The following is a 24,428-nucleotide window of genomic DNA, read 5'->3' as shown; positions in this document are numbered from 1 at the left end:
CTTGAACCTTAAATGTCGATGGTTCAAAGCGATGATCAGTTTAACTGGTATATTTCCCCTAATGGTATCATAAATGCCTGCTTATCTCTAGTTATAGGGCAGGTGCATTAGTTTAGTTAATAAGTTTAACTTATTGATATTGTTACTAATAATTTCTATCTATACAGTGTATTTATTGGCCATTTTTTTAACATCGGTAATCCCTAGGTGGGTAGTCCTAGACGCTGTTAGTCTCTGTGGGTACAATGCGGCTCGTTTATACAATTAGTCTTAGGTTAAGTTTGTGCCACTATCGGAACTAAAGCAGTTTTTAGGGTGTAGTACCCCCAGAGCCTGGGTTGAAAAAGCGTTACAAGAACAAGATTTGTTGCTTATCGACCACGCTCATTGTGAGAAGAAAGCCGCATCAACGGCTATGCAGTTGATGTTTCGTCATCCAACTCGCGCCAATTTGCTGACTAAAATGTCGCGCCTGGCCAAAGAAGAACTGATCCACTTTGAACAAGTTTGCCGAATAATGCGGCAGCGTGGCATCGTTTATGATCACCTAGATGCTTGTCGCTATGTTGGTGGGCTGCGGCACCTAGTGCGTACACATGAGCCAGCTAAGTTAATGGATACCTTAATAGTGGGCGCGTTTGTTGAAGCTAGGTCATGTGAGCGGTTCGATGCGCTGATACCTCACTTGGACCAATCCTTGGCTAAGTTCTACTCCTCATTACTAAAATCTGAAGCGAGGCATTATCAAGATTACTTGTCTTTAGCCAAAGACGTGGCAATGGAGCCTGGCGCCCCAGGATTGCAGGATTATCATCAGCGGATTGCTTTGGTGCGGGACCTAGAAGTGCAACTTATTTGTGCCGAAGACTCAATGTTCCGCTTTCATAGCGGAATACCTACTAAAGCCAATTTAGTGAACATTAACCAGGATGTTAAATATGAACAATAAAGCCATACAGGCTAATTTACTAATGCTACTGGCTGCTGGTATATGGGGTTTTGCCTTTGTTGCCCAGCGTGTAGGTATGGAAACAATGGGGCCACATTGGTTCAACAGCTTACGGTTTTTTATAGGTGTAGTAGCTTTAGTTCCTGTGGTGCTGTGGATAGGTAGGAATAAGGCTAAAACTATTGATCAAGAGAATGAGCTTAAATCGTCTAACAAAACATTAATGTTGGGAGGTTTGGCGGCTGGTTTCCTTTTATTTGTAGGGGCTACGTTTCAACAAGTGGGATTACAATACACGACTGCAGGTAAGGCTGGCTTTATTACTGGCATGTATATCTTTTTTGTGCCTCTGATTGGACTTTTCTTCCGTATGAAAACTGGCTTAGGTACATGGGTTGGTGCTGTTGTTGCATTATGGGGATTGTATCTTTTGAGCATTAACGAAGACTTTACCCTTAGTAAAGGCGACACCTTACAGCTAATTTGTGCAGTGGCATTTGCCGGGCATGTATTAATGATTGGCTACCTTGCATCAAAAATGGATACAGTGAAGTTGTCTTTAATCCAATTTTTTGTCGCAGGTGTTTTAGCCATGGGCTTGGCTTTGTATAGTGAACAGCTTACTTGGGAAATGATTGCCTCAACAGCTGTACCACTTTTATTTGCTGGCGTGATGTCTACGGGTATAGCGTATACCCTGCAAACCATAGCACAGCAGCATGCCCACCCATCTCACGCAGCTATTATTTTGAGTTCAGAAGGCGTTTTCGCTGTCATAGGTGGTTTTTTACTGCTAAACGAAGTATTGCCACCCAAAGGTTTATTGGGATGTGGTTTAATCTTGGTGGGAATGCTGATGTCTCAGTTAATGCCACGTTTGCGGTTGCCGCAGCGACATAAACCCGTTTAACTGGAAACCTATTTTTATGCTTAGTCACCTAACGCCAGTATGTCCACCACAACTGCTTAAACAAGCCCAAGCATTGCCAGCCATGACGACAGCTGTCGTTAATGCTGGTTCTGAACTGGCCTTAGAAAGTGCCAAGTTGGCCTTTGAGGCGGGTATTATTGTACCCGTATTAGTGGGTGATGAAACTGCTATTCATGCTGCAGCAAAGGCTATTGATTGGTCTATAAGTAGCTTTAAGCTTATCGCCAGTAATGGCGAAGGCGATGCAGCCGAAAAAGCAGTGCAATGCATACATCAAGGTACTGCGCAGCTATTGATGAAAGGTAATGTACATACAGACGTGCTCATTCGGGCACTGTTGAATAAACAGCATGGGCTAAGAACAGGTGAGCGATTAAGCCACTTATTTCATATGTCGGTGCCAGGCAATAGTCGTGTTTTATGTATTACCGACGCCGTAGTTAATGTATTGCCTGATACCAAGACCCAGCTTAGTATTCTGCGCGGTGCAACAGACGTTATGCACGCTTTAGGTAATACAAAGCCAAAAATTGCCTTGCTGTCAGCAACAGAGGTGGTGACTCAAGCAATGCCTTCTAGCTCTAATGCTAAAGAACTCTTAGGGGCTATGTTGGATCAAGATCACCTTGCTGCTGAAGTGTTTGGGCCCTTAGCTTTTGATGGTGCTGTGTCGCCAGAAGCCGCTAGATTAAAAGGTATAGACAGCCCTGTTGCAGGTTATGCAGATGTGCTTTTAGTGCCCAATATCGAAACAGGCAACGCTATCTTTAAACAAATGGTGTATTTTAATGGTGCTACTGCAGCGGGCGTGTTGATGGGGGCGAGGGTGCCTGTAATGCTTACTTCTCGTGCAGACCCCCCGGCAGCTAGGCTTGCCTCTGCGGCTCTTGCGGTAATTTATGCCCATTATTTGAGTCAAAAATCATAAAGGCTTTAAACGCATGCCCCTAGAAGTATTTTTTGCAGTGTTGCTAGCGGCTGCGTTGCATGCTGGCTGGAATGCCTTAGTTAAAATAAATGCTGAACCCATTATTGCTATGGGATTAATTATGGTGTGCATCAGCATTGTGGCCTTAATCCTAATACCCTTTGTAGATTTTCCACCGGCTCAAATGTGGCCCTGGTTGATTGGCACTTTAGGGCTACACTTTGGTTATAAGGTGTTTTTGGTGAAAGCCTACACCCAAGGTGATTTTGGCCAAGTTTATCCTATTGCTAGAGGTAGCGGCCCAGTATGGGTTCTCCTAGCTAGCTTGGTGCTTTTTGGCGCAGAATTTACCCGAATTCAGATTATAGCAGTGTTACTAATTACCAGTGGAGTAGCCATTTTGGCTCGCTTTAAGCGAGGAAAACCATTAACTGCAGGCTTTTATTACGCTGTCGTAACTGGGTTGTGGATTGCTGGCTACACCATGGTAGACGGCTATACAGTGAGTCAAATAGGTCACCTCAATAGCTTTGTGGTGTGGATGTTCTTTTTAGACGGCATGATCGCTACTGTTTGGGCCTACCGCTATAACCCTCAGGTGTTTGTAGTGAGCTTAACTCAGCATTGGTTCGTTGCCATTGGCGGTGGCGCTATGTCTATGGCATCTTATTGGATCTGTTTGTGGGCCATGACTCAGGCCCCTGTAGCTATTGTTGCTGCCTTAAGGGAGACATCTGTACTATTCGGTGCATTATTAAGTACCTACATGTTTAAGGAAACACTGGGGCGTAGCAGGTGGATCTCAGCGGCAGTTATCTGTTCTGGCCTGGTGCTTATTAAGCTGGCTTAAGGTTGCCTAACTGGTCTGAGAAAGCACCATTTGATGCATAATTTGAGCAAGCTTTTCAATTCCAGGCTCTATTAGTTTAGGGTTAATAGACGAGTAACCCAAGCGGAAGTAATTTAATGGTGGGGTCTCACCTAAAAAGTGAATATCACCTGCTTCAATTAAAATTCCGTGTTCTGCAGCTTGTGCCTTTAGCGCCCTCGCATCAAGGTTTATTGGGCCTTTAACCCAGTAACAGGAACCGCCGAAAGTAGGTTGTTCGGCTAAGCCAGGCATGTGCCTTTGCAGGGCTTCTGCCATAATCTTGTGACGCTCTTGGTAGGCTTTTACCAAAGTTGCCGCTAATGAATCGTAATAACCTCGGGCAATAAATAACCCGATACTTCGTTGGTTGTTAGCGGGCGGGTGGCGAATCATTAAGCGTCGTAAAGACCGTGCTTCGGCAATTAATTCTTTGCTTGCAACGAGGTAACCAATCCGTAAGCCAGGGGCTAAAGTTTTAGAAAAACTGCCAATGTAAATAACACGTCCGTGTTTGTCTAAGCTTTTTAGAGCAGGTGAGGGCGCTTGATGAAAGTTTGCTTCACATTCATAGTCGTCTTCAATAATAAGAAAATCTTCCTGGCTAGCCATTTCTAAAAGCTTACGACGACGGTCTAAGGGCATAGTGACTGTGGTCGGATATTGATGACTTGGTGTGACATACACGCAGTCACATTCTGCAAGGCCCTCGTCTACAATAAGACCCTCCTCATCAATAGGTAGCGCTTTAAGCTTGGAAGGGTTAAGGCTAGCAATGTTGCGCATGTCCACATAACCTGGGTCTTCTAAGCCCATGGTGGTGTTTTTATCAAGCAACAGTTTGGCTAGCATGTATAAGCTGTGCTGGCAGCCTATGGTGATTAATATCTCTTCTGGTGCTGCCCAAACGCCGCGGCGGGGAAGGATGCGCGTATGAATTTGCTCAATAAGCATGGGGTCATCAGCCACAAAGTGGTCGGCAGCCCAACTACGTATAGCAGGGACACTGACATTGTCACGGCAACACTCACGCCAGTGGTTGGTAGGGAATAGGTCTGGATCAAATTGGCCGTATATAAATGGGTATTGATAGTTCTGCCAATCCGCAGGTTTAGTTATGTTATCTTGCTCGGTTGGATGCAGTTTAAAGCGGCCCTGCCAATCTGGCTTAGTACCCAGAGTATGACGTTCTTCTGACAGAGACTCTAGCTGTACATTATGGTTTAAGATCTCTGGGTTAACAAAATAGCCACTTCGCTCTCGTGCAATAAGGTAACCATCATCTAATAAGTGTTCATAAGCCAGTACCACGGTATTGCGTGCTACGTTCAGTTGTTTGGCCAATTTTCGGCTAGACGGTAAAGGTGAATCTAAGGGAATGTGGTGATCTAAAATAGCCTTGGCAATCTGCTGACGCAGTTGCTGTTGTAAGCTGGCATTTAATCCAGCATCCAAGATGAACAGGGGGTGGCTCATGTGGTGGCTCGTTAGACTTTAGTTGTCTAATTCTAAAGTGTGTATAGGTAAAAACCTAATGATTTTTGTTAAAAACTGATTTAGGTAAGGTTTGGTATCACCCGTTACTTTTAACTGGTTCTAGGACGTGGCTTAACTTTACCAGTAAGCTTGGCTTTAAATGGGCCAATGCCCTAATATAGTGCACAGCCCTAACTTGTAAGGGGCCTTTTATAGTTGGAGTCTTAACCATGAAATACGACGTAAATAGCTACGATACAAAAGATGCCCTAGCAGATGACCGAAATCACGTATGGCACCATATTACACAGCATAAATCTCTAGAAGAAAACGATCCGTTTATGATTGTTGAAGGCAAGGGAATGCGTGTAATTGACGCCAAGGGAAAAGAATACCTTGATGGTGTTTCTGGCGCTGTGTGGACTGTAAACGTAGGCTATGGTCGTGAATCGATTGCTAATGCAGTACGCGACCAATTGGTTAAGCTTAACTATTTCGCTAACAGCGCAGGTACCTTACCAGGCGCTTTATTTGCTAAGCACTTGATTGACAAGATGCCAGGCATGAGCCGGGTTTATTACTCTAACTCTGGTTCTGAAGCAAACGAAAAAGCCTATAAGATTGTGCGCCAAATTTCTGCCAAAAAATATGGTGGCAAAAAGCATAAGATCCTTTACCGCGACCGTGATTATCATGGCACTACCATTACAGCGTTAAGTTCCACGGGTCAGCATGAACGTAAAAACCAATATGGGCCTTTTACGCCAGGTTTTGTGGAGATTCCACATTGTTCTGCTTATCATGCCGACAATGGGGGTGATTCTGACTTTGGTATTCAAGCTGCACGGGCCATGGAAGAAGTGATTCTGCGGGAGGGTCCAGACACCGTAGGTGGCGTTATTCTAGAGCCTATTACCGCTGGTGGCGGTGTCATTGTTCCGCCACAGGGTTATTTCGAAGAAATTCGTCGCATCTGTGACAAACATAATGTGTTGTTAATTATGGATGAAGTGGTCTGTGGTTTGGGCCGCACTGGCACATGGTTTGGTTATCAGCACTTTAACGTACTCCCTGACATTGTCACTATGGCAAAAGGCGTAGCCAGTGGTTATGCAGCAATTTCCTGTACAGTAACAACTGAAGCGGTATTTGACACGTTTAAAACTGACTCCTCTGATCCCATGGATTACTTCCGTGATATTTCAACCTTTGGTGGCTGCACGGCTGGCCCAGCGGCTGCATTAGAAAATATGCGTATTATAGAAGACGAAAACCTTCTAGAAAATGTTGTGGTTATGGGTGATTATTTAAACAAGCGCTTACTTGAGCTGAAGGATAAGCACCCAATGATTGGTGATGTTCGTGGTAAAGGCTTATTTCAAGGTATTGAATTGGTCAAAGACCGTGATACCCGTGAACCTGTTCACGAGAGTATAGCGATCGCAGTTGCTGGTGACTGCATGGCAAATGGTGTCATTATTGGGCGTACTAATCGCAGCTTTACCAGCCATAACAACACCCTGTGTTTAAGCCCTGCACTAATAGCCACTCAGTCTGAATTAGATGAAATAGTAGGTGCTATCGATGCAGCAATCACACGCATTACGGCCTAGCTTTTAAATTCTGTTAAATTCTTAAAGAAGCCTAGGCATGCAATTTTTAGTTAGCATGTCTGGGCTTTTTTGTGGGCGCACGTTGGCTGTATATCAAACTGTGCAGTGTGATAACCTGTTAAAGCTCATCGCTTTTATTTGTAATAATACCTACTTTATATTAGAGTAAGTAGATATATAGAACACCACCATTCAATACATTAACTTCAGGAAAACCCAACGATGGATATTACCAAGGTAAGTGATACTTTTGCAGTAGCACCGCAAATCTTAGAAACAGACATGCCTAATATTAAAGCTCAAGGAATCACTACTATAATTAATAACCGCCCCGATGGTGAAGATGGTCACCCATCCAACACTTTGAAATTGCAGGCTGCGGCTGAAGAATTAGGCTTGAAGTATTACTTTATTCCCATTTTTGGTATGAACTTTCCCCAACACGCCGTCTCTCAGATGGCTGAAGCTGTGCAGCAGTCTTCAGGCAAAGTGTTGGCGTTTTGTCGCACGGGTAACCGGTCGATTAATATTTGGGCTAGAGCTAATCAGTCTGCTAGCACCGGTGTTGATGTGGCTGCGCTGGTAGCCAACACCGGTTTTAAATTGGTGTAGTCAATTTATGGTACGATATATGAATTACTTATAATTAAAAGTTATAAAAATAGTGTTTTATATTCCAATACATTTTGTTGCAGTGCTGCTAAGGTGAGTTTGTTGGAGCCAAAAGAGAAATCTAATTGGGTCCAGTCCGCAAACTATTTCTCTATAAGAGGTTGTTATGGCCACTGCACAAACTCAGCCAGGTTCAGATTTTTTATCTGCAACCTGTGAATCTACTCTAGCGGTTAACGCTTCTCGAGAAACACAAAAAGCTAAGTTGCTCCGGTTGGTGCGCACACCAGTGACACCAAATTGTATAGAAATTACTCCTGTATTTGTTGGTATTGCAGGTTAACGTTTGGCAGGTTTAATTCTCCTAAAAAGTCCCTTTAAAGGCTGCTGTATGCAGTCTTTTTTTTATTACACCTGTCGCTTGAGCGTGTTTAATAATGAGCTTTGCTCCACAACGCAGGGCTTATCAAACTAAAGCTCACGCTCTAGCCATATTTGTGTAAGTTTAACTATGCTAGTGAGGTAGGCTAGTTCTAGGTTGGTATAACGGTTTCAATTCAAAGGTTTATGTGGGCTTATAATTAAAAGGCTATACGTATTACTTTATAATCTATTACTATAGCTAACTTGGGTGCTATAGTAATTTTGTTAGGGCCAAAATATTGTTTATTTTGGTACCAAAAAAGTCAAACATTTCTCTAAAAGAGGTCGTTATGGCAACTGTATACACGCAGCCAAGTGCAGATCGCAAATCCATTACTGGTGGAACTGGTAAATCGCCTAGTGAAGAATCCAACACGAAGAAAGTGCGCTCCCGAATGGTTCGTAAACTAGTGAAACCCCGTAATGCAGAGATAATCCCAGTGTTTGTTGGTATTGCAGGTTAAACTGCTTGATTTTAGTTCTTCTATTACGTTTTTAAAGGCTGCCTTTGGTGGCCTTTTTTATGCCCTACGTTTGTTGTCATAGTCTAATTTTGAGTGATGTTTTATTGGGTGGCTCTATGGCTGAATAAAGGTTGGCTGTTGGAAAAAATTGTTACATCCTATATGCTTATTAAAATCGTCACTACACATATTGGTTCCTATGAAACAAAGCCAAGACCTGCCTCAGTTTGAAGATCACTCGAAACAAGAACATCGCTATACCACCTGCTATATGTGCGCTTGTCGGTGTGGAATTAAGGTTACCCTAGAAGATGAAAAAATACGCTTTGTACAGGGTAATCCAGACCACCCTGTGAACAAAGGAGTGCTTTGTGCCAAGGGTAACTCTGCTATTATGAAGCAGCTTTCACCAGCTAAATTATCTCAGCCTTTGTTGCGCAAACCGGGTACAGAACGTGGGGCAGGCGAGTTTGAGCCTATTTCATGGGAAGCTGCTTTAAATATGTTAACAGCGAGGTTAGCTAATATTCGAGCTACAGATCCTAAAAAATTAGCTTACTTTACGGGTAGAGACCAAATGCAGGCCCTGACAGGCCTTTGGGCTAGCCAGTTTGGCACCATTAACTGGGCAGCCCACGGTGGTTTTTGTTCAGTTAATATGGCTGCCGCTGGTTTGTATACCATGGGTCACTCTTTCTGGGAATTTGGTGACCCAGACTGGGAAAATACGAAATACTTTATGATGTGGGGAGTGGCAGAAGACCATGCCTCCAATCCGATCAAGCTAGGTTTGAAACGGATTAAAGAACGCGGTGCTAAATTTGTTGCTGTGAATCCTGTACGCACCGGCTACCAAGCTATTGCAGATGAGTGGATTGCGATCACCCCTGGCACAGATGGCATGTTTGCCTTATCGATGATGCAAGTGCTGTTAAGGGAAGGGTTAATAGACGATGAGTTTTTAATTCGCTACACCAACGGGCCACAGTTAGTTATTAATAACCCAGGTAAGCAGGGTGATGGACTATTACTACGTGATGAACAAGGTAACCCACAGGTGTGGGATCAGCATACTGATGGTGTGCAATCAGCCTTAAGTGCAGATGTAGCGCCTGCTTTGATGGGGGCGTATGAGGCCCCCTGCGGTACCCCAGTGAGGACTGCGTTTAGCATTCTAATGGAAAAGTACATGGCGCCAGAATATGCGCCAATAGCAGCCTCAAAGGTCTGTGGTATTGATGCTGAGAGTATTGAACGCATTGCTTTAGAAATGGCCCATGTTGCTTTTAAAGAAACGATCACTATCGATACAGAGTGGACCGATTGGGCAGGACGTAAACAAACGCAGTTTATTGGTAGGCCGGTGTCCATGCATGCCATGCGTGGTATCTCAGCCCATTCAAATGGATTCCAAACGTGCCGCGCAATCCATTTGTTACAGGTTGTCTTAGGAACGATAGACTGCCCAGGTGGTCACTTAGCTAAGCCTCCTTTCCCGAAGCACATAGTGCCACCCATTAAACCTGCTAAAGGAAATGCACCTAATACCCCTTTAGAATCAGCGCCTTTAGGGTTCCCTACTCAGCCAGAAGATTTAGTGATTGATGAAAATGGTAAGCCAAGGCGTATTGATAAAGCGTACTCTTGGGATGCGCCTATCGCCAACCACGGCCTAATGCACATGGTTATTAGCAATGCAGTTGCGGGTGACCCATACCGAATAGATACATTGATGTTGTTCATGGCCAATATGGCGTGGAATTCGAGTATGAATACAGCCCAGACAATGGATATGCTCAGGGCTAAGGACGATGATGGCGAATATAAAATCCCATTTATTGTGACCTGTGATGCTTTCCACTCAGAAACCGTAAACTTTTCTGATTTGGTATTGCCAGATACAACCTTTCTTGAGAGGTATGACACCATTTCTATGCTGGACCGACCCATATCAGAGGTAGATGCAGCATGTGATTCGATTCGTCAGCCCATTTTAGCCTTAGATCGTGACGTTCGAAGCTGGCAAGAAGTTATGGTAGATTTAGCTGGACGTCTAAAATTTCCAGCCTTTATTAATGATGAAGGCCAACCTAAATTTAAAGGTTATGAGGACTTTATAGTTAACTTTGAGCGAGCTCCAGGTATTGGCTTCTTAGCGGGTTGGCGTGGTAAAGATGGGGACAAATCGTTGCGTGGTGAACCCAATCCTAATCAGTGGAAAGCCTATATAGATAATCAGTGTTTCTTTAAGTTTGAGTTGAAGCCTAACCAAAGGTATATGCGTCATGCCAACCGAGATTATATGGAACTGGCTAAGGAAGCCGGTTGGGTAGGTAGTACAGATCAAATTGTCATTGAGATCTATTCAGAAACCTTACAAAAATTCCGTCTGGCTGGACAAGGCTTGTATGATGGCCCACAGCCGACTGAAGAGCACCATAAAGAACGCCTCAAAACATATTTTGATCCGCTACCATTCTACTACCCGCCTTTAGAACAAGCCCGTACAGATGCACAGGAATACCCATTTTATGCTGTAAACCAGCGGCCTATGTTTATGTATCATTCATGGGATTCTCAAAACTCTTGGTTACGCCAAATTATGTCCCAGAACTACCTTTATATGCATCGTAGCAAGGGTGAGGCACTAGGTATTAAAGACTTTGGTTGGGCATGGGTAGAATCACATAACGGACGCATTCGTGCACAAGTTAAGCTCATGGAAGGGGTTAACCCGGAAACAGTTTGGACATGGAACGCCATTGCAAAGCAACAAGGTACTTGGGGTTTAAGTGATGACGCGAACGAGTCTCAACAAGGCTTTTTAATGAATCATCTTATTAACGAGTTATTACCAGGAGAGGCTGAGGCGGGGGGGCATCGTATGACTAACTCTGATCCAGTGACGGGCCAAGCAGCTTGGTATGATTTAAGAGTTAAAATAACTCCAGTGGGTAAGGATGAAATTCCTTTGTCTGAGCAAAACTTGGCATGGCCCCGTTTCGATAAAGCCAAGGCGTTACCCAATTTCACTCCTGCAAGCAAGATGAGCAGTTATAGCAGCCATCCCAATATAAACATTAGCCGTGGCTGGCGTGATATTTTTAGCCGAGGTGAAAAATGAAACTAGGCTTAGTTGTTGATTTAGATACTTGTGTAGGCTGCCATGCCTGCGCAACAGCCTGTAAACAGTGGAATACCTCAGGTACTATTGGCCCTTTAAGTGACGAACGACCCCATGGTAAAGACCCAAGCGGTAGCTGGCTTAACCGAATCCATTCCTATGAAGTAGGAGACAGCCCACACAGCAAAACGGTCAATATTCCAATGTCTTGTATGCACTGTGAGACTGCAGACTGCGTTACAGTATGCCCTACTGGTGCGTCTTATAAGCGTGAAGAAGACGGCATAGTCCTCATCGATCAGGATAAGTGCATGGGTTGTAACCTCTGTTCTTGGGCCTGCCCTTATGGTGCACGTGAGTTAGATCCTGATTCGGGTACTATGAAAAAATGTACCTTGTGCGTGGACCGTATTTACGATGAGCAATTACCAGAGGCTGAACGTCAGCCAGCCTGTGTATTGACTTGCCCAACCTCTTCTCGAGTGTTTGGAGATTTCGATGACCCAGATTCGCAGGTTTCAAAGCTAACTAGAGAGCGTGCAGGCCAACAGTTGATGCCTGAGCTTGGTTACAACCCGGTTAATACTTATTTGCCGCCCAGAAACCCTAAGCAACAAGACAGTATTGCGGTGTCGCCTATGCAAGGCGTTAGGCAACTGGTCAATCGTATTATCAATCGTTAATCATTAAGCTACTTTTAGGTATTTATTATGCATCCGGCCTTTTCAGTTCTTATTTTTACCGTCACCTCTGGTGCTGGCTATGGTTTGCTAGCCTGGTTGGGAGCGGGACAGTTATTGGGCTATACCCAAGGCTTCATAGTCGCCCAGCAGCTGAGCCTCGGTATTGTTGCCATGGTGCTTATTAGTATTGGCTTAGCTTCGTCTACAATGCACTTGGCTAACCCTAAAAATGCCTGGCGTTCATTTAGCCGTTTTCGCACTTCATGGTTATCACGGGAAGCCGTATTTGCTATTTTGCTATACCCTGTGGCCGCTCTTTATGCGGCTGCAATATTTTTGCAATGGCCTAGTATTAACCTATTGGCTGGGTTGAGTATTATATTAGCGCTGGTCACCTTGTTTACTACCAGCATGATTTATGCAAGCTTAAAAACCATCCGTCAGTGGAACACACCTATGGTTCCTGCCTTATTTATGGCTTATGCCTTAATCAGTGGTGGTTCGTTATTTTTAGCTGTGAACAGCTTCTTTGGCGCTTTAAATTATCAATTATTAGCGGTTGTTATAGGGCTAGTGCTTATTACCTTAGCACTTAAATTGGTGTATTTTTTCTGGCAAGGTAAACCTCAAGGCGCCACTATTCAAACGGCAACAGGTTTTTCTCAAGCCAGTGTTCGGTTATTGGATGCAGGACATAGTGCACCAACCTTCTTAAACCGTGAATTTGGTTATCAAGTTGCTGCAGATTTACTTCTTCGCTTGCGCATAGTGATGACTTTAGTCACCTTTATAGTTCCATTAGGCCTTTTTTATTGGGTTTTTGATGGTGCCGGTAGGACAGAGCTTTTAGCTGTTGCATGGTTTACTATGATGGCTGGCTTGTTATTGGAACGGTGGTTATTTTTTGCTGAAGCTCGACACGTTGTGCGCCTTTATCAAGGAGAACAGCGCACTTAAATGGATAGTGTAAACCTAGACTGGTTTTACCTGCCATTATCACTTTTAGAACTCGCTTATGCCCTCGTCATCGTATTCATTGCAGGTGTTGTTAGGGGATTAGTGGGTTTTGGCTTTTCTGCTCTGTGTTTTTTTGCCTTAGCACCGGTTTTTAGCGCTCAGACTATTGTACCTTTGCTGTTTATCATGGAAGTGATCGCCAGTTTGCACTTGTTACCTAAGGTGTGGCGTCAAGTGCCATGGCGCTGGCTACTCATTCTATGTTTGGGAAGCGCACTTGGAACGCCTTTAGGAGTCATTGCACTGCAGCATTGGCAATCAGATTTAGTGCGTGGTTTGGCTGGATGTGGCGTATTATTAGCGTGTTTTGCGCTGTGGCGGCAATGGTATTTTAAAGCTGCTCAGTCAGCAGCTTGGATTGTTATAGCTGGTTTGGTTGCTGGATTTTTGAATGGCCTTGCAACTATTGGGGGTCTAGTAGCAGCGGTTTATATGATGTCTTCAAAAATGCATCCTGCAGTCATGCGTGCTGGGCTTATCTTATTTTTCTTACTAATTGATCTGTACGGTTTGTCTTGGTTTCAAGGGCACACGCTAATATCTTCTCATCTACCCAGCCTGCTGGTTGTTATGTTGCCTGTTATTCTCGTTGCGAACCAAGTGGGTGCTAGCCTATTCAATCGCATTGACGTGGTAGCCATGCGTAAACTTACCTTGGCCCTGTTATCAGCACTGGCAGCCATTGCCGTAATCAGCGCATTGGTTTAGTCCTCAGCTTTAAAGGCCAAACACAGGAATATGATAGCGGTATTAATTAACTGTCAATTCATACTGCCCAAACCCATTCCCAATGTTTAAGACGCCAAAGTAAAAATTTTTTGGTCTTTAAAAATTCAATAAAACAATAAGTTAAATGATACTTGCCCCAAGGAGTCATTGAAGAAATCTACTAGGCCATAAAGACAACATACTATACAAGCCTGCTGTAAACATGTTATCAATTAATTACATAATAATAACAAGAGTTAAATTAATGTTTAACACTAATCCTTTTGCCGAACTTTCGGTCATGATCGATCCCACCATTATGGAAACATACGTCATACTTATGGCACTCTTGGTCGCTGGTGGAACACTGTTTGATATCGTACACAAAAGAAGTGCCCAGTACTTCTTTAATAATTGGCAGAAATCTAAGGCTAATGCAAAACGCCAAGTCAGTGGCGGCGAGAAGGCATCGGTGGCGGTTAAAACAGCCATAGATGGTTTGACTTCTGCCGAATTAGGTGACTGTAGCACGCGACGACAGCTTGCTCATCTGTTAACAATGTATGGGTTTATTGCTTACACTGCCACGACAGCCATGATGGTGTTCGGCTATCAAGAGTCGGCAACACCGGTAATTGTGGCTAATCTCTGGTATCTTGGTGCCTTCATGGTGTGTTTAGGTGGTTACTGGTTCTGGTTTTTCATCAGAGTTGATGTTTCCTCTGAAGGGCATTCACCATTTCGACTTGTGCGAGCTGACCTGTTTGTGGTCTCACTCACCCTAAGCACTACATTCGCTCTGGTCTGGGCCTATACCCAAGCCAATGGTAATTCCACTTGGAGCGTGCTGACCCTGATCTTGTATATCTTCACAACGACAGTGCTGTTTGGATCAGTACCATGGTCTAAGTTTTCTCATATGTTCTTTAAACCAGCTGCGGCTTTAGAGAAAAAAATGTCTGAGGCCAGCGGATCACGAAATAATCTCCCTGAGCCTGTTGATCGCACCAATCCTGCTGTCCGCGATAGTCACTCCATGGAGTTACTCAAGGATGCCCCCTTATCTATGGGGCTGGGCATCAAGCGTGAAAAGCCCAGTCATTACTAAGGTGAGCCTTAAAATACCCTAATTAAAATCTTCCAAATATATATGTGAGAGGAAATATATCATGCCAACTTTTGTTTACATGACCCGGTGCGATGGATGCGGACATTGCGTAGATATCTGCCCATCGGACATCATGCACATTGATAAGACCAATCGCCGTGCCTACAATATTGAACCCACACACTGTTGGGAATGTTTCTCTTGTGTAAAAGCCTGTCCTCAAAACGCCATTGATGTGCGCGGTTATGCAGACTTTTCACCGCTGGGCCATAGCGTTCGAGTGGACCGAGATGAGGACAAAGGAACCATAGCGTGGAGCGTGAAGTATAGAGACGGCAGGGAGAAGAGTTTTCTTTCTCCAATCACCACCAAGCCCTGGGGCAGCTGCACACCTAATCTTAAAGAAGTTGTGGGGCCAACCCAGGAGCAGCGTGATGGCGAGTTATTATTTAATGAACCGAAATACATCCGCTTTGACGATGGAGGCCTTCACACATTAGCATCGAATGGCCTGACGCTAAAACAGGGAGTTTATTACTAATGGCCTACAAGACAATCGTAGAAGATAATATTGACGTTTTAGTCGCTGGTGCAGGTTTAGGTGGCACTGGTGCAGCTTTTGAAGCCAGGTACTGGGGCCAAGATAAGAAAATTATCATTGCTGAAAAGGCGAATATAGATCGCTCTGGCGCTGTTGCTCAAGGGCTCTATGCAATCAATTGTTACATGGGTACGCGCTTTGGTGAGAACAATCCAGAAGATCACGTGCAGTACGCACGGATAGACTTGATGGGAATGGTTCGTGAAGACCTCTTGTTTGACATGGCTCGGCATGTAGACTCTGCTGTTCACCAGTTTGAAGAGTGGGGCCTGCCTATTATGAAGGATCCGGTGAAAGATTCCTACTTGCGGGAAGGCCGTTGGCAGATAATGATCCACGGAGAATCGTATAAGCCTATTGTGGCTGAGGCTGCGAAAAAGAATGCAGACAAGGTTTATAACCGTGTTTGTATCACCCACTTGCTTATGGACGAAGTTAAGGAAAACCGGATTGCTGGAGCGGTAGGATTTAATGTGCGTACTGGAGACTTCCACGTCTTCAAATCCAAAACAGTTATTTGTGGTGCTGGCGGCGCCTCAAACATCTTTAAGCCACGTTCCACTGGCGAAGGTATGGGTCGTACTTGGTATGCGCCTTGGTCTTCTGGTTCTGCCTACGGTTTAATGATCGAAGCTGGCGCTAAAATGACTCAGATGGAAAACCGCATTGTATTGGCCCGATTCAAGGATGGTTTTGGCCCCGTGGGAGCCTACTTCTTACATCTAAAAACCTATACCCAAAATGGATTAGGCGAAGAATTCGAATCCAAGTGGTGGCCACAATTACAAGAAATGGTTGGCAAGGAATACCTTGATCCGGAACTGTCCCACAAGACCCACCGGCCTATTCCCACGTGTTTGCGCAACCATGCCATGATTTCTGAGGTAAACGCCGGTCGAGGTCCAATCCACATGGTCACCATGGAAGCCTTCCAAGATCCGCACCTTGAGGAAGTAGGCTGGGAAAATTTCTTGGGGATGACGATCAGTCAAGCTGTACTTTGGGCCGCTACAGATGTGGATCCCAAACATGAAAACCCCGAACTGACTACCTCAGAACCATACGTTATGGGTTCCCATGCAACGGGCAGTGGTGCTTGGTGCTCTGGCCCTGAGGATGTTTCTCCACCCGAATATTTTTGGGGTTACAACCGTATGATGACCATTGAAGGGTTGTTTGGTGCCGGTGACGCCGTCGGCGGAACGCCCCATGCGTTCTCGTCAGGATCATTCACTGAGGGACGCCTCTCAGCTAAGGCCGCCTGTCGCTATATTGATGATGGCAAGGGTGAGGGTATTGTGGTCTCGGACAAACGGATCAACGAGCTTAAAGAAAAAATCTATAAGCCAATGGAGCATTACAAAATTTATCGCAACGAAGTTGTTGCTGGTGATGTTAATCCTAATTATATCAATCCACGGCAGGGTCTGGACCGATTGCAGAAACTGATGGATGAGTACTGTGGTGGTGCAACCGTGAGTTACATGACCAACGAGAAATTGCTGAGCATTGGTCTTAAAAAGCTTAAGGTTATGGAAGAGGACCTTGAGAAGCTTGCAGCTTCAGACTTTCATGAGTTACTCCGGGCTTGGGAACTAATGCATCGTCATCGAACGGCAGAGTGTGTGACGCAGCATACAATGTTCCGTAAAGAAACCCGCTGGCCTGGCTACTACTATCGTGGTGATGCTATGAAGCTAGATGATGAAAATTGGCATGTGTTAACTGTTTCGCGGCGTGACCCTGACACCGGTGAGTACACCATGGAAAAGGCCCCTGTTTATCACCTTGTTAAGGATGGTGAGTAATATGTAATACAAATGGGGGATTAGTTTAACCCCTGTTTGATTGAACCAAAGGGTTAGTAAGTTGCTTGGTGGCCTTTTTTAGGCTTTTTGTGATTGATGATTGACTAGGATAACGAACTGCTAATGAGCATTATAGCATCGACAAACACTCGGAGCGTCACCGATAAAACAGATGACGAAATTCTTGCCATAGCTAACCCACTGTGGAGTCATCTTTTACATGCCTCCAACACTGGGCAATACGGCGAGTTTGTAAAGTATTTCTCTGAAAACTTAGTGCGTGGGTTGAACGAAATTGAGGTAGGCAAGCAATTTGCAAATAGCGAATTAACAAGAAATCTATCTGAGTCAATAGAGTTCATAGGTACCATCCGCCGCGGAGTGCATGTGACCGTGCTCTACAGGCAACGCAGTACTAAAAAAGAAGGGGAGTGGCTTGGCAGGCTTGTGCTGGGATACGAAGACGAAGAGATTAAGATTTTTGGAGCATCCATCTTTTAATTATTAGAAATGAATTTGATATGAATAACACAATTCAAAATACAAAGTATGTGGAACTGGCTTACAGGGTAATCGATCAAAAATCAGGAGAGGTTATTGTTGCTGTCGAATTTCCAATTGGCTACGTTCATGGAGTGAACGACATTCTTGCGCCTGCAGTTACAAAAGAACTGGAAGGTAAGTCTGCTGGTGACGTTATTGAAGTACCTATTGATTGTAACCAACTTTATGGCCCCCGAGACGAATCTCTAGTCTTCACAGACCGGTTAGAAAATGTTCCTAAAGAATATAGAGAAGTTGGCACTACTCTCCATTCTGAGAATGATAAGGGAGAAAAGCAGAGCTTTATTGTTACCAGAATTGATGATGAAACACTGACTGTCGATGGCAACAACCCGCTGTGTGGCAGGATAGTTAACTTCAACTTGGAGATTCTTGGTGTCCGTGATGCAGTTGAAGAAGAAATCGAAGCGGGTGGTTCAATTGAAAAAGGGCCAGACATACCTGACGCGCTAACGGTGCCAATTCATTAAAATGGTTGCCATTTATTATTATTTAAAAGCATTATCTACTTTAATCCTTAATTATTAAATTAAATGCATAAAGGTGAAAATCATGAGTGATCTGCCCAAAGAAAAACCACCCGTTCCAGATGGTAAGTCCAGATTTATGACTACCCGCAGAAAAGAACCAAGTAAGACAGGTTTCGTTGGATACGAGGCTGTCTGGGAACCGTTCCATAAAGTGGTGGAATACACTACGCCAAAAAAGCCATGATTAGCCACAGGTTTTGATGCAGGTCTTTGGGGGAGAATCATCTTCAGTACTAGAAAAATTATTTGCATAAGGAAGAAAAAATAATGACTAATTTAGTCCCACCTCATGGTGCTGGAGTGTTAAAGCCTCTGCTTATTTCACAAGACCTTAGATCTCAACAAATGTCTAGAGCTGAAAGTTTAGTAAAAATCCCCATGAGTAGTTGTGAGGTATGTGACCTATTGTTGTTGTCAATGGGCGCCTACACACCGCTTGATGGTTTTATGAAACAAGCTGACTGGCGCGGTGTCTGCGAAGATATGAGGCTAGCTGATGGCTTATTTTGGCCCATTCCAGTTACACTTTCAGTTAATAAAACGCTGGCTAATGAGATAGAAATTGGTCAGGAAGTGGCATTAATTGATGGTGAAACCCAACAAATTATGGGTCTATTAATGGTTCAGGATAAATACATTCCCGACCTTGCTCTACAATGTGATAAAGTTTTTGGCACCAAGGATAAAAGCCACCCAGGTGTTGCTAAAGTGATGGCTCAACCATCAGTCAACCTTGGTGGTTCCATAAAAGTTATTGAGGAAGGCTGGTTTCCACATGAATTTGGTGATCTTTACATTCGTCCTGAAGAGAGTCGAGATTTATTTAAGCAAATGGGTTGGTCAAAAGTAGCAGCATTTCAAACTCGAAACCCAATGCATCGCAGCCACGAATTTCTGGTGAAAATTGCTATTGATGTCACTGATGGTGTGTTTATTCACCAGGTGTTAGGCAAATTAAAACCTGGTGATATTCCAGCACCTGTGCGAGTTGAAGCCATTAAAGTCATGGTAGATAAATATTTTAAAGATAATATAGCTGTTCAGGCTGGGTATCCCATTGAAATGCGTTACGCGGGGCCTAGAGAAGCTCTTTTTCATGCACTGATACGACAAAACTTTGGGTGTTCGCATTTGATTATTGGAAGAGATCATGCTGGTGTTGATGATTTTTACGGGCCCTTTGATGCACACCATATTTTTGATACTTTGTGGGAGGGTGCCTTGGTCACTCAGCCATTAAAAATTGACATTACATTTTATTGTGAAGTTTGTGATGGCATGGCGACTGCTAAAACATGCCCTCATAATGAAAAATTTAGAATTAATGTGTCTGGCACACGGCAACGTCAAATGCTGTCGAACGGTGAAGAAATTTCTACTAAATTCGCTCGGCCAGAAGTTGTCACTGTATTGCGTAAATTCTATGATAGCCAAGTTTAATCAATACTCATATTACCCCAGTAAAAGGTAAAGTTAACGGGGTAAAACTGCTTTAAGAGCGAGTATGCAATGATAATAGCCCAAATTTCTGACAGCCACATAGATCCAAAATCTGATAAGCTCGAAGATCGACTTAACAACCTTTTGTGTGTGGTTGATAACATTAATAACCTAAACCCTAGCCCTGATCTAGTTATTCATACTGGCGATGTTGTACACAACGGTTCCCAAGAAAAATACAACTTGGCATTGACTATCCTAGAAGGTATTACCGTCCCAATGTATGTGTGTGCAGGCAACCGAGATGACCGAAGTCTAATTGTCAAAAACTTCCAGATGGGCTTGGTCATTAACCCCGATTTAGAGTTTCTGCAATATAGTATAAATAATTATCCAGTGCGTTTGATTGCATTAGATACGTTATCTACGAGCACTAACATGGGTGATTATTGCCAAGTACGCGCTAATCATCTTAGCTGGATGCTAGCCCAGGAGCCACAGAAACCGACTGCACTCTTCATGCACCACCCACCGTTTGAAGTCATTGACTCTAAATACCCATTTCAGTTTGAACATTGGAATACAGTGGACTACTTGTCCCATGTATTGGAGCAAAACAGCCAAGTAAAAAATCTTTTCTGTGGCCATACACACCGTAATTCACATGGTCAAATCCTTGGTATCCCAGCCAGTACGGTACCTAGTGTGGCTGTTGATCTGCGATTTGGTAGTATTCCTGATGGAGCAGAGTTAAAGCCCATTTATCACCTGCATCAATTTGACGGCCAGCACTTTCAAAGTGAAACAGTGGTGTGCTGAATAAAAATGATAAACAACGATCTAAATTTAGGTCCACTTTAACGCATGGTTCACCATCATTCAAACTCAAATTGTGGCCTTATTTTCAGTTACCTAAGTACATGCGTTTTAACTTGCCAAATACGTTATTTTTAATACCAATTTTTTAAAGCCACACTTCAGTTTATAGGTGCTTTAGCATAAGTTAGGTGGCCAGATTTTACCCATACCTTTGCCCCATGGTTACCCGCTATAGAGGTGATTTTTACTTGGCTTGGGCAGCGTAACCAAGAGCCTTGGCGCAGCAAATCGCCACTTTCAGCTATAGTGCCGCTGAGCACTAGTATTTCAACGCCCCCACTGGCATCTAAGGTTAAATTGGCACCGGCCTGAACCTCTATATACTTTACAGATTCGTACTTGTCTTGGTGAAGGATTGCAGTTTTTACAGCCCCCTTTGTTGTGGCGGGAGTATCAAGCATAGTTAGATGAAATTGCTTGCGATCCTGCATGTCAAATTGCCATAGCTTTACAAATATAGTGCAGCCTTGATCTGACCTTGGTGAGTGACTTGTGGTGGGCGGATTGCGCACGTAGGTGCCAGCGGGGTAGTCGCCATTTTCGTCTTGAAAGATACCCTCAAGAACAATAAATTCTTCTCCTCCCGTATGGCAATGCTCTGAAAAGTGGCTATTGGCTGCGTAGCGCACTATTGTTGTTGCCCGCGCTATCTCGCCTCCTATTCGATCCAACATCCGCCTTTCTACGCCAGGCATTGGAGACTCCAGCCAAGGTTGGTTATCCGAGTGAACGAGTACACGTAGATTAAAGTTCGCGTTTATTTGCATGCCATTTCCGTCACTATAAAACTGCAACTCCCTAACTGTTAATAGGGTTCAAGCAGCTATTGTACGACAAAAAAAAGGTAGTCCATTATGGCGTACCTTTTTATTTAACTTTGGTTCAAGCTAACACTTAGCCTTTGCCACGCCATGGAATAGTGCGGGTTATAACGGCGCGCATAATGAGATCAAACAGAAGGCCAAGTACGCCTAGGATTATAATCGTCACCCAGATTACTTCGTAATCTGATTGTTTGCGTGCAACGTTTTCTACAAAACCAATACCTGTAGTTCCTGCCAACATTTCCGCTGCCACCAAGGTACCCCAGCACACACCTATGGAGATACGAATCCCCGTAAGAATCTCTGGCAGAGAGTTTGGTAAGATAACGCGCCTGAGAATTTGGCGGTGACTAGCACCTAAAGAGTGCGCTGCATGTATTTTAGAAAGCTGTGTGCCCGTGGCACCTGTGCGAGCCGATATAACCATAATGGCAAAAGCCACCATAAACAGTAGGAAGATTTTACCATCATCCTGAATACCAAAAATAGTGAGGATTAATGGCGCCCATGCTAAAGGTGGAACAGGTCGGTATAGTTCAACCATAGGATCAAAAAAGCCTTTTGCAAAACGGCTTAAACCCATAAATAACCCAAGTGGAACGCCTAAAATAATGCCAAAAAATAAACCAATCACTACTCGAATAATGGAGTCCCACATGTGTCCCATAGGCACAGGAATAGAAAAGGACTCGTAATTGCCAGTAACAAAGTCTTGCACGTTAGATTTGAAGTTGCTTTTAATCTCACCATTTTGGGTGTGACGCGGATAATCACCAGGTACTAGTTCGGCAATCCAGTCTGGAAACAGGAAGGCGATCATGCCACCTACAGGTTGCCAACGATACCAAAGTAGTGGAATGTCTTTAAATCCGATATCTGGATCAGCAATGCGCATTAAGGTGCCTAAGGTGTCTGAGGGTTTTGGTAACCAACGACCTGACCCTTGTTCACTGCAAGCGCTATTACCGGCCATAATTCGACCACCAGGCATCATCCAAGTATCAAACGCTTTTAGACTGCCTTGTTGTGCGATATGGGTTTTATCAAAAGCCACCAAGGAGGATTGTATGTCATCTAGACTGTTGGGTGGGTAGATTGCACCATCATCGATGCGCTTAAGCATCTTATTGAGTTGGCTATATAACCTGGTACGAGCTTCTTGTTCTTCGATAGATATATTGATGTCTGCCTTAAAACGGGCTTTAGCGTCCTTAATGCGTGAGTTTATGTCAGCCACTTGCGCTAATAAGTGAGGGCTAGTGTTACGAAGCTTAACAAAGTCTTTAGCGATAAGGCGTATTTCGGCAGCGATGGCCTCATAGCGATAGCCTAGCGGGGTAGTTGCCAACACAGGAATTTCCTTTCCTGTATCACCCCAACCGGGTTGGGCAGCTGCAGCAGCCTGCTGAGCCACTGTAGGTTGTCCAGGAAAGTCTGGATCATTGAAATTAGCTGTTAGGCTGTCAATACGTGCAGCGATGGATTTAAACTCTGTTGCCAAGCTAGCCTTCATATATACCGGGTTAGCTTGGTCTACTAAAGCGCTATGTAAACTAGTGAGTATGGCAGCAGCTTCGAGTTTTACAGAGTTCTGCAGGGCCAATGTCTGTAGGCTGTTATTAATACGTTCCAGTTGTGCGCTATCCCTTGCGATAAGGTCTGTGCCACGCAAGTTTTGTTTATCAAGTGGGAATTGAGAACGCATGGGTTTAATGGCGCTTTCTACCTTAGCAACTTGGCATAATTCGTTAGCCGCTTTTGGGTTATACGCTCGTGCGGCGTCCCAAGAAAAGTAAAACCAAATAAGCATCACAAAGGACATACCAGTAATGATCCAATACCAGCCGCCAAGCGCTTTAGCCGGATTACCAAATACTAAGTCAGTTCTTTCTGTCGCCATAACTCGGCGGCCTTTGACAATAGATAAAGCCAAAGAGATGATTAAACCAATAATAAGAAAAGCAACAATAGTGTTACGTTGTTCAAATAGGAATTCGCTCATTATAGTGACCCCCCACCCATGATTTCTTCTTCCATATCCCAAATCATGGACAGAATTTCTTCCCGGGTTTCACTGAAATGTTGAGTTTTTTTAATATCGCGAGGGTCTTGAGTTAAACCCATTTCTGCAAATGGTAAGTGGTATTCTTTGTGCAATCTACCAGGCCGAGGTGCCATTACAAATAAACGCTCACCTAACATCAACGCTTCTTCTACAGAATGGGTAATGATCATGATGGTCTTGCCGGTTTCTTTCCAGATTTTTAATACCAGTGACTGCATTTTTTCACGAGTAAGGGCATCTAGAGCGCCTAAAGGTTCATCCATAAGGATGAGGTCTGGATCGTTAATTAAACAACGAGCCAAGGCAATACGCTGTTGCATACCGCCAGAAAGCTGGTAAGTGGGTGTGTCGCCAAAGCCTGCTAGGCCTACAATTTCTAACCATTCATCTACTTTTTTTGCTGTTTCAGTTGGATCTGCGCCTTTCATACGTAATCCAAAGTCTACGTTTTGAGCCACAGTGAGCCATTCAAATAAGGCGCCTTGCTGAAATACCATACCTCGGTCTACTCCAGGACCCTCTATTTCCTTGCCATCAAGCTCCACTGAACCGCTGGTGGGTTTAAGAAAGCCTGCAACAATGTTAAGTAGGGTTGTTTTACCACAGCCTGATGGCCCTAAAACAGACAATAACTCGCCTTTTTTAAGTGTAAAACTCACATCCTTTAGAGCATGGACAACTAGCCCAGAAGGCGTAGTGAACTGCATATTTAGATTATCTGAAACTAGGTCACTCATAATGGGTAACTCTTATAGGTATAGTTTTTGGGAATAGGGATTAATTGCTGCGCTCACTTCAAATCAGCGCTTATGC

General features: G+C 44.0%; 23 protein-coding genes. 19 read left to right on the top strand and 4 right to left on the bottom strand.

All coding sequences use genetic code 11. The features are described from left to right. Nucleotides 1–283: 283 nt before the first annotated feature. Genes ABXT60_RS07530 through ABXT60_RS07515 form a run of 4 tightly spaced genes read left to right on the top strand, consistent with a single transcriptional unit; the run spans nt 284 to nt 3,658 of the window. Nucleotides 284–949 (top strand): tRNA-(ms[2]io[6]A)-hydroxylase, encoded by a 666-nt coding sequence (locus ABXT60_RS07530; RefSeq protein WP_443629540.1) that lies wholly within the window; start codon nt 284–286, stop codon nt 947–949. Continuing rightward, nucleotides 939–1,859: a DMT family transporter gene (locus tag ABXT60_RS07525; RefSeq protein ID WP_443629539.1), complete on the top strand. Its 921-nt coding sequence runs from the start codon at nt 939–941 to the stop codon at nt 1,857–1,859. Before ABXT60_RS07530 ends, ABXT60_RS07525 begins: the two co-directional genes overlap by 11 nt. Before the next feature lie 16 nt (nt 1,860–1,875). Beyond that, nucleotides 1,876–2,808: a bifunctional enoyl-CoA hydratase/phosphate acetyltransferase gene (locus tag ABXT60_RS07520; RefSeq protein ID WP_443629538.1), complete on the top strand. Its 933-nt coding sequence runs from the start codon at nt 1,876–1,878 to the stop codon at nt 2,806–2,808. Nucleotides 2,809–2,821: 13 nt separating this feature from the next. After that, nucleotides 2,822–3,658, top strand: a complete 837-nt coding sequence (locus tag ABXT60_RS07515; RefSeq protein ID WP_443629537.1) for an EamA family transporter — start codon at nt 2,822–2,824, stop codon at nt 3,656–3,658. A gap of 6 nt (nt 3,659–3,664) precedes the next feature. On the opposite strand, the gene pdxR is transcribed toward ABXT60_RS07515, so the two are convergent. Beyond that, a complete protein-coding gene (gene pdxR, locus ABXT60_RS07510) occupies nt 3,665–5,152 on the bottom strand; it encodes a MocR-like pyridoxine biosynthesis transcription factor PdxR (protein WP_443629536.1) in 1,488 nt (495 codons plus the stop codon). Nucleotides 5,153–5,382: 230 nt separating this feature from the next. Here pdxR and ABXT60_RS07505 point away from each other — a divergent pair, with 230 nt between their 5' ends. The 15 genes from ABXT60_RS07505 to ABXT60_RS07435 all read left to right on the top strand — a co-directional run bounded on the left by ABXT60_RS07505 (nt 5,383) and on the right by ABXT60_RS07435 (nt 20,666). Next, nucleotides 5,383–6,765, top strand: coding sequence for an aminotransferase family protein (locus ABXT60_RS07505; RefSeq protein ID WP_443629535.1), 1,383 nt, complete (start codon nt 5,383–5,385; stop codon nt 6,763–6,765). 222 nt (nt 6,766–6,987) lie between these two features. After that, a complete protein-coding gene (locus tag ABXT60_RS07500) occupies nt 6,988–7,377 on the top strand; it encodes a TIGR01244 family sulfur transferase (RefSeq protein WP_443629534.1) in 390 nt (129 codons plus the stop codon). Between the two features lie 166 nt (nt 7,378–7,543). Next, the gene (locus tag ABXT60_RS07495; RefSeq protein WP_443629533.1) at nt 7,544–7,720 is read left to right on the top strand and encodes a hypothetical protein; all 177 of its coding nucleotides are present in this window, start codon (nt 7,544–7,546) and stop codon (nt 7,718–7,720) included. Nucleotides 7,721–8,090: 370 nt separating this feature from the next. Next, entirely contained in the window at nt 8,091–8,264 is a 174-nt protein-coding gene (locus ABXT60_RS07490) for a hypothetical protein (RefSeq protein ID WP_443629532.1), read from the top strand. Nucleotides 8,265–8,463: 199 nt separating this feature from the next. After that, nucleotides 8,464–11,388 (top strand): molybdopterin oxidoreductase family protein, encoded by a 2,925-nt coding sequence (locus tag ABXT60_RS07485; RefSeq protein WP_443629531.1) that lies wholly within the window; start codon nt 8,464–8,466, stop codon nt 11,386–11,388. Next, nucleotides 11,385–12,071 (top strand): 4Fe-4S dicluster domain-containing protein, encoded by a 687-nt coding sequence (locus ABXT60_RS07480; RefSeq protein ID WP_443629530.1) that lies wholly within the window; start codon nt 11,385–11,387, stop codon nt 12,069–12,071. Before ABXT60_RS07485 ends, ABXT60_RS07480 begins: the two co-directional genes overlap by 4 nt. 27 nt (nt 12,072–12,098) lie before the next feature. Continuing rightward, complete coding sequence (locus ABXT60_RS07475) at nt 12,099–13,028, top strand: dimethyl sulfoxide reductase anchor subunit family protein (RefSeq protein ID WP_443629529.1); 930 nt, start codon at nt 12,099–12,101, stop codon at nt 13,026–13,028. Continuing rightward, complete coding sequence (locus tag ABXT60_RS07470; protein WP_443629528.1) at nt 13,029–13,796, top strand: sulfite exporter TauE/SafE family protein; 768 nt, start codon at nt 13,029–13,031, stop codon at nt 13,794–13,796. Nucleotides 13,797–14,061: 265 nt separating this feature from the next. Beyond that, nucleotides 14,062–14,904 (top strand): hypothetical protein, encoded by an 843-nt coding sequence (locus tag ABXT60_RS07465; RefSeq protein ID WP_443629527.1) that lies wholly within the window; start codon nt 14,062–14,064, stop codon nt 14,902–14,904. A 61-nt stretch (nt 14,905–14,965) separates the two neighbouring features. After that, nucleotides 14,966–15,445, top strand: a complete 480-nt coding sequence (gene aprB, locus ABXT60_RS07460; RefSeq protein ID WP_046482358.1) for an adenylyl-sulfate reductase subunit beta — start codon at nt 14,966–14,968, stop codon at nt 15,443–15,445. Next, entirely contained in the window at nt 15,445–17,313 is a 1,869-nt protein-coding gene (aprA, locus tag ABXT60_RS07455) for an adenylyl-sulfate reductase subunit alpha (RefSeq protein WP_443629526.1), read from the top strand. The genes aprB and aprA overlap by 1 nt, the downstream gene beginning before the upstream one ends. Before the next feature lie 123 nt (nt 17,314–17,436). After that, nucleotides 17,437–17,814 carry a hypothetical protein gene (locus ABXT60_RS07450; RefSeq protein ID WP_046482355.1) on the top strand — a complete coding sequence of 126 codons (378 nt, stop codon included), beginning with the start codon at nt 17,437–17,439 and terminating at the stop codon, nt 17,812–17,814. A 20-nt stretch (nt 17,815–17,834) separates the two neighbouring features. Next, nucleotides 17,835–18,347 carry an FKBP-type peptidyl-prolyl cis-trans isomerase gene (locus ABXT60_RS07445; RefSeq protein ID WP_443629525.1) on the top strand — a complete coding sequence of 171 codons (513 nt, stop codon included), beginning with the start codon at nt 17,835–17,837 and terminating at the stop codon, nt 18,345–18,347. 327 nt (nt 18,348–18,674) lie between these two features. After that, a complete protein-coding gene (gene sat / locus ABXT60_RS07440; RefSeq protein WP_443629524.1) occupies nt 18,675–19,847 on the top strand; it encodes a sulfate adenylyltransferase in 1,173 nt (390 codons plus the stop codon). Nucleotides 19,848–19,916: 69 nt separating this feature from the next. Beyond that, on the top strand, nt 19,917–20,666 hold the full coding sequence (locus ABXT60_RS07435) for a metallophosphoesterase (protein ID WP_443629523.1): 750 nt from the start codon (nt 19,917–19,919) through the stop codon (nt 20,664–20,666). A gap of 158 nt (nt 20,667–20,824) precedes the next feature. Here ABXT60_RS07435 and ABXT60_RS07430 read toward each other — a convergent pair whose 3' ends face one another. The 3 genes from ABXT60_RS07430 to ABXT60_RS07420 all read right to left on the bottom strand — a co-directional run bounded on the left by ABXT60_RS07430 (nt 20,825) and on the right by ABXT60_RS07420 (nt 24,352). Further along, a complete protein-coding gene (locus tag ABXT60_RS07430; RefSeq protein WP_443629522.1) occupies nt 20,825–21,493 on the bottom strand; it encodes a cupin domain-containing protein in 669 nt (222 codons plus the stop codon). A 127-nt stretch (nt 21,494–21,620) separates the two neighbouring features. Beyond that, nucleotides 21,621–23,552 carry an ABC transporter permease gene (locus tag ABXT60_RS07425; protein ID WP_443629521.1) on the bottom strand — a complete coding sequence of 644 codons (1,932 nt, stop codon included), beginning with the start codon at nt 23,550–23,552 and terminating at the stop codon, nt 21,621–21,623. Beyond that, nucleotides 23,552–24,352 (bottom strand): ABC transporter ATP-binding protein, encoded by an 801-nt coding sequence (locus ABXT60_RS07420; protein WP_443629520.1) that lies wholly within the window; start codon nt 24,350–24,352, stop codon nt 23,552–23,554. The genes ABXT60_RS07425 and ABXT60_RS07420 overlap by 1 nt, the downstream gene beginning before the upstream one ends. Between the last annotated feature and the right edge of the window lie 76 nt (nt 24,353–24,428).

The organism is Candidatus Njordibacter sp. Uisw_056 (assembly GCF_047730085.1).
Lineage (GTDB): Bacteria > Pseudomonadota > Gammaproteobacteria > Pseudomonadales > Balneatricaceae > Njordibacter.
The sequence above is the reverse complement of the archived record's forward strand: the minus strand, read 5'-3'. Positions and strand labels throughout refer to the sequence as shown.

What these genes read in the sequence shown, in the direction of transcription:
- ABXT60_RS07525 (WP_443629539.1), top strand. Translation starts at nt 939, where the DNA reads ATGAACAATAAAGCCATACAGGCTAATTTACTAATGCTACTGGCTGCT.
- ABXT60_RS07520 (WP_443629538.1), top strand. Translation starts at nt 1,876, where the DNA reads ATGCTTAGTCACCTAACGCCAGTATGTCCACCACAACTGCTTAAACAA.
- ABXT60_RS07515 (WP_443629537.1), top strand. Translation starts at nt 2,822, where the DNA reads ATGCCCCTAGAAGTATTTTTTGCAGTGTTGCTAGCGGCTGCGTTGCAT.
- pdxR (WP_443629536.1), bottom strand. Translation starts at nt 5,152, where the DNA reads ATGAGCCACCCCCTGTTCATCTTGGATGCTGGATTAAATGCCAGCTTA.
- ABXT60_RS07505 (WP_443629535.1), top strand. Translation starts at nt 5,383, where the DNA reads ATGAAATACGACGTAAATAGCTACGATACAAAAGATGCCCTAGCAGAT.
- ABXT60_RS07500 (WP_443629534.1), top strand. Translation starts at nt 6,988, where the DNA reads ATGGATATTACCAAGGTAAGTGATACTTTTGCAGTAGCACCGCAAATC.
- ABXT60_RS07495 (WP_443629533.1), top strand. Translation starts at nt 7,544, where the DNA reads ATGGCCACTGCACAAACTCAGCCAGGTTCAGATTTTTTATCTGCAACC.
- ABXT60_RS07490 (WP_443629532.1), top strand. Translation starts at nt 8,091, where the DNA reads ATGGCAACTGTATACACGCAGCCAAGTGCAGATCGCAAATCCATTACT.
- ABXT60_RS07485 (WP_443629531.1), top strand. Translation starts at nt 8,464, where the DNA reads ATGAAACAAAGCCAAGACCTGCCTCAGTTTGAAGATCACTCGAAACAA.
- ABXT60_RS07480 (WP_443629530.1), top strand. Translation starts at nt 11,385, where the DNA reads ATGAAACTAGGCTTAGTTGTTGATTTAGATACTTGTGTAGGCTGCCAT.
- ABXT60_RS07475 (WP_443629529.1), top strand. Translation starts at nt 12,099, where the DNA reads ATGCATCCGGCCTTTTCAGTTCTTATTTTTACCGTCACCTCTGGTGCT.
- ABXT60_RS07470 (WP_443629528.1), top strand. Translation starts at nt 13,029, where the DNA reads ATGGATAGTGTAAACCTAGACTGGTTTTACCTGCCATTATCACTTTTA.
- ABXT60_RS07465 (WP_443629527.1), top strand. Translation starts at nt 14,062, where the DNA reads ATGTTTAACACTAATCCTTTTGCCGAACTTTCGGTCATGATCGATCCC.
- aprB (WP_046482358.1), top strand. Translation starts at nt 14,966, where the DNA reads ATGCCAACTTTTGTTTACATGACCCGGTGCGATGGATGCGGACATTGC.
- aprA (WP_443629526.1), top strand. Translation starts at nt 15,445, where the DNA reads ATGGCCTACAAGACAATCGTAGAAGATAATATTGACGTTTTAGTCGCT.
- ABXT60_RS07450 (WP_046482355.1), top strand. Translation starts at nt 17,437, where the DNA reads ATGAGCATTATAGCATCGACAAACACTCGGAGCGTCACCGATAAAACA.
- ABXT60_RS07445 (WP_443629525.1), top strand. Translation starts at nt 17,835, where the DNA reads ATGAATAACACAATTCAAAATACAAAGTATGTGGAACTGGCTTACAGG.
- sat (WP_443629524.1), top strand. Translation starts at nt 18,675, where the DNA reads ATGACTAATTTAGTCCCACCTCATGGTGCTGGAGTGTTAAAGCCTCTG.
- ABXT60_RS07435 (WP_443629523.1), top strand. Translation starts at nt 19,917, where the DNA reads ATGATAATAGCCCAAATTTCTGACAGCCACATAGATCCAAAATCTGAT.
- ABXT60_RS07430 (WP_443629522.1), bottom strand. Translation starts at nt 21,493, where the DNA reads ATGCAAATAAACGCGAACTTTAATCTACGTGTACTCGTTCACTCGGAT.
- ABXT60_RS07425 (WP_443629521.1), bottom strand. Translation starts at nt 23,552, where the DNA reads ATGAGCGAATTCCTATTTGAACAACGTAACACTATTGTTGCTTTTCTT.
- ABXT60_RS07420 (WP_443629520.1), bottom strand. Translation starts at nt 24,352, where the DNA reads ATGAGTGACCTAGTTTCAGATAATCTAAATATGCAGTTCACTACGCCT.